The organism is Bradyrhizobium acaciae, assembly GCF_020889785.1.
In the GTDB taxonomy this organism is placed as follows: Bacteria; Pseudomonadota; Alphaproteobacteria; order Rhizobiales; family Xanthobacteraceae; genus Bradyrhizobium; species Bradyrhizobium acaciae.
Genome location: NZ_JACMYK010000256.1, coordinates 1 through 4,506, shown reverse-complemented (window position 1 = coordinate 4,506; position 4,506 = coordinate 1). Strand labels below are relative to the sequence as shown.

Genomic DNA, 4,506 nt, shown 5'->3' with positions numbered 1-4,506 from the left:
GCGGACCGGGCGGAGGAAACATGCGCGTGCGTCGGCTCGGAATAATCGGATGCTTCGCACTTCTTGCCGCTTTGAGTCTTGGCGCCGCATCAGCTGACGCAGCGACCGTCGTGGCGCTTGGCGCGAGCAATACTTTCGGTAAAGGCGTGGCGCGCAACCAGGCTTATCCCGCGCAGCTCGAAGCGATCTTGCGGGCCAAGGGATTGAACGTCCGTATCGTGAACGCCGGCATCAACGGCGACACCACGGAAGGGATGCTGCAACGCCTGGATCGTGCGGTCCCCAACGGGACCCGAGCGGTGATCCTGCAGCCCGGCGGCAACGACCGGCGCAAGGGCAGCCCTGACCGGACGGCGGATATACAGAGCCGCCTCAGTGCCCGCGGCATCAAGGTGATCATGCTCGCTAACGGGATGCTGGGCGGACTCCCCCATCAGCCCGATGGCGTGCATCTGACCCCCGAGGGCTATCATATGCTCGCCGAGCAGCTCGCTTCGCAGGTATCGGGCGCGATCGGCCGCTAGCCGGTGAGGGCGACCTGCCGCGGCAATTGCCGACGTCGGAACAGCGAGCGGATATTTCCTGGGCAATCGCTGCCCGTTGTTAGTGCTTGATCCATACGGGAACCAGTGTTCTGCTCAAAAAAGCTGCTGGAGTCCTTGGTCCGTGTCGATCTTCGTCGCACTGCATCACGTCACGCACTACAAATACGACCGGCCGATCGATCTCGGGCCCCAGACCATTCGGCTCCGGCCGGCGCCGCATACCCGCACGCCGATCCTGAGCTATTCGCTCAAGGTCACGCCATCAAATCACTTCGTGAACTGGCAGCAGGACCCGCAGGGCAACTGGCTGGCGCGCTACGTCTTTCCGGAGAAGGCGACCGAGCTCAAGGTCGAGGTCGATTTCACCGCGCAGATGACGGTGGTCAATCCGTTCGACTTCTTCGTCGAGCCCTACGCCAACAGCTTTCCGTTCGAATATCCCGCCGATCTCAAGACCGAGCTCGCGCCTTATCTCGAAACCGAAGAGCCGGGCCCATTGCTCGCGGCTTACCTGAAGGACATTCCGCGTCAGGCCGACTCTACCGTCAATTTTCTGGTCGAGCTGAACGCCCAACTGCAAAGGAGGATCAGCTACGTCATCCGCATGGAGGCCGGCATCCAGTCGCCCGAGGAGACGCTGGCGGCGGGCTCCGGGTCCTGCCGCGATTCGGCGTGGCTCCTGATCCAGGCGCTGCGCCATCTCGGGCTCGCTACGCGTTTCGTCTCCGGCTATCTCATCCAGCTGCGGCCCGACATCGATCCGCTCGAGGGGCCGCGTGAGGTCGAGAGCGATTTCACCGATCTGCACGCCTGGGCCGAGGTCTATCTGCCGGGCGCGGGCTGGATCGGGTTCGACGTCACCTCGGGCATGCTGACGGGCGAAGGTCACATCCCGGTGTGCGCCACGCCGCATTATCGCTCGGCGGCGCCGGTGACCGGCACCGCAGGCTTCGCCAATGTCGAGTTCGGCTTCGAGATGAGCGTCAAGCGCATCCGCGAAGCGCCGCGGATCACGAAGCCGTTCTCCGATCAATCCTGGGCGCGGCTCGACCGGGTCGGCGAGCAGGTTGATGCCGATCTGAACAAGGACGATGTGCGACTGACCATGGGCGGCGAGCCGACCTTCGTCTCGGTCGACGATCTGGAATCGCCGGAGTGGAACGTCGCCGCGGTCGGTCCGACCAAGCGCGTGCTCGCCGACGAATTGATCCGCAAGCTGCGGACGCGGTTCGCACCCGGTGGCCTGCTGCATTACGGCCAGGGAAAATGGTATCCCGGCGAGAGCCTGCCGCGCTGGGCATTCGGCCTTTATTGGCGCAAGGACGGCAAGCCGATCTGGAAGAATGCCGATCTGATCGCGGGCATCGAGAATTCGCGGAAGGCCGAGGTGGCCGATGCCGAGCGCTTTGCCGTCGGCACCGCGAAGAAGCTCGGACTCGGCGCCGACTATGTCATGCCGGCTTATGAAGACCCGGCGTTCTGGCTGCAGCGTGAGGCCGGGCTGCCGGCCAACGTCACGCCCGACAACTCCAAGCTGACGGATGCCGAAGAGCGCGCGCGCCTGGCGCGGGTGTTCGACGAGGGACTGACGACGCCGAAGGGCTTTGTGTTGCCGATCCAGCGCTGGACGCCGCTCGCCGACAAAATCCCTGCGCGGTGGCGCAGCGAGCACTGGAAGATCCGACGCAGCCATCTGTTCGCATCACCTGGCGATTCCCCGCTCGGCCTGCGGCTGCCGATCGGCTCGCTCGAACATGTCACGCCCGAGGACTATCCTTACATCGTCGAGCAGGATCCGATGGCGCCGCGCGAGGCGCTTGCCGACGCGGAGCTGAAGCAGGCGCTGAAGGACATCCCCGAGCCGCTGCCGGTGCGCACCGCAATGGTGATCGAAGTCCGCGACAGTGTGCTCTGCGTCTTCATGCCGCCGGTCGAGAAGGTCGACGACTATCTCGAACTGATCACCGCAATCGAGGCGACCGCCGAAGAAACGCAGCTCGCGGTGCATGTCGAAGGCTATTCGCCGCCGTTCGATCCACGCATCGAGGTGATCAAGGTGACGCCCGATCCCGGCGTGATCGAAATCAACGTGCAGCCGGCGCAGAGCTGGCGCGAGGCCGTCGACATCACGCTCGGTCTCTATGAGGACTCGGCAAAGACGCGGCTCGGAGCCAACCGTTTCCTGATCGACGGCCGCCACACCGGCACCGGCGGCGGTAACCACATCGTGGTCGGCGGCAGCAAGCCGGAGGATTCGCCATTCCTGCGCCGGCCCGATCTGCTGAAGAGCCTCGTGCTGTACTGGCAGCGGCATCCGTCGCTGTCGTATTTGTTCTCCGGCATGTTCATCGGCCCGACCAGCCAGGCGCCGCGCATCGACGAGGCGCGGCATGACGGGCTCTATGAGCTGGAGATCGCGCTGTCGCACGTGCCGCCGCCGGGCATGGATGCGCCGCTGTGGCTGGTCGACCGCCTGTTCCGCCACATCCTGGTCGACATCACCGGCAACACCCATCGCGCCGAGATCTGCATCGACAAGCTCTATTCGCCCGACGGTCCGACCGGCCGGCTCGGCCTGGTCGAATTCCGCGCGCTTGAAATGCCGCCAGACCCGCGTATGTCGCTGGCGCAGCAGCTGTTGATCCGCGCGCTGATCGCAAAGCTGTGGCGCGAGCCGCAGCAGGGAAAGTTCGTGCGCTGGGGCACCGCGCTGCATGACCGCTTTATGCTGCCGCATTTCCTCTGGGAGGATTTTCTGGGCGTGCTTGCCGAGCTCAAGCAATCCGGCTACGACGTCGAGCCGGAGTGGTATCAGGCCCAGCTCGAATTTCGTTTTCCCGCCTTCGGCCGCGTCCATCATGGTGGCGTCGGCCTCGAGCTGCGGCAGGCGCTCGAACCCTGGCATGTGCTGGGCGAGGAAGGCACCTCGGGTGGCACCGTGCGTTACGTCGATTCATCGGTCGAACGGCTGCAAGTGAAAGCGACCGGATTCGTCGAGGGCCGGCACGTCGTCACCTGCAACGGCAGGCGGATGCCGATGACCGAGACCGGCCGCTCCGGCGAGGCGGTCGCCGGCGTCCGCTTCAAGGCCTGGCAGCCGGCCTCCGGCCTGCATCCGACCATTCCGGTGCACGCGCCGCTGACGTTCGACCTGATCGATACCTGGAACGGCCGCTCGCTCGGCGGCTGTGTCTATCATGTCGCCCATCCCGGCGGCCGCAACTACGAGACCAAGCCGGTCAATTCCTATGAGGCCGAGGCGCGGCGGCTGGCGCGCTTCCAGGAGCACGGCCACACCCCCGGCAGGATTGAGCCGCCGCCGGAGGAACGCACAATTGAGTTTCCCTTGACCCTCGACTTGCGAACGCCGCTCCTGCACTAATTGGATGCAGGGGAAGTGCAATGACCGTGTCGGGTGGCCAAGGCAGTAGTCAGGAGAGCAGGGCCCGTCCAGGTCAGCGCCGGATGGCGCAATGGACCCGCGACTATGTCCGGCTGCCCGGCATTCCCGACGAATATATTGCCGAAAATGGCGCGCCGCGACCGGTCTGGGCCCGCTTCTTCGACGCGTTCGCCGCGTTGTCGCCGGCCGATATCGAGCGCCGCTTTGCCTCCGCCGACCGCCATCTGCGCGAGGCCGGTGTCACCTATCGCGCGCCCGGCGATACCTCCGACCGGATCTGGCCGCTCAGCCACCTGCCGCTGATCATCGACGCCGCCGACTGGCGCCAGCTCGCCGCCGGCGTCGCGCAACGCGCGCAGCTGCTGGAAATGGTGCTGGCCGATCTCTATGGCGAAGGCCGTCTCGTTGCTGAGGGCGCGATCCCCGCGGCGGCGATCGCCGGCAGCAGCGAGTATCTGCGCGCGGTCAGCGGCATCAAGCCGCCGGGCGGCCGCTATCTGCATCTCTATGCCGCCGACATCGGCCGCGGGCCCGACGGCCGCTGGTGGGTGCTCGGCG

General features: G+C 65.7%; 3 protein-coding genes. All 3 read left to right on the top strand.

What is annotated here, in order from left to right:
* Positions 1-524, top strand: a 524-nt coding sequence (locus tag H8A92_RS39680; RefSeq protein ID WP_420831437.1) for a GDSL-type esterase/lipase family protein, incomplete at its 5' end; no start/stop codon positions are given.
* Between the two features lie 142 nt (positions 525-666).
* The gene (locus H8A92_RS39675) at positions 667-3,927 is read left to right on the top strand and encodes a transglutaminase family protein (protein ID WP_229200691.1); all 3,261 of its coding nucleotides are present in this window, start codon (positions 667-669) and stop codon (positions 3,925-3,927) included.
* 20 nt (positions 3,928-3,947) lie between these two features.
* The coding region (locus H8A92_RS39670; RefSeq protein WP_229200690.1) for a circularly permuted type 2 ATP-grasp protein at positions 3,948-4,506 on the top strand (559 nt) is incomplete at its 3' end.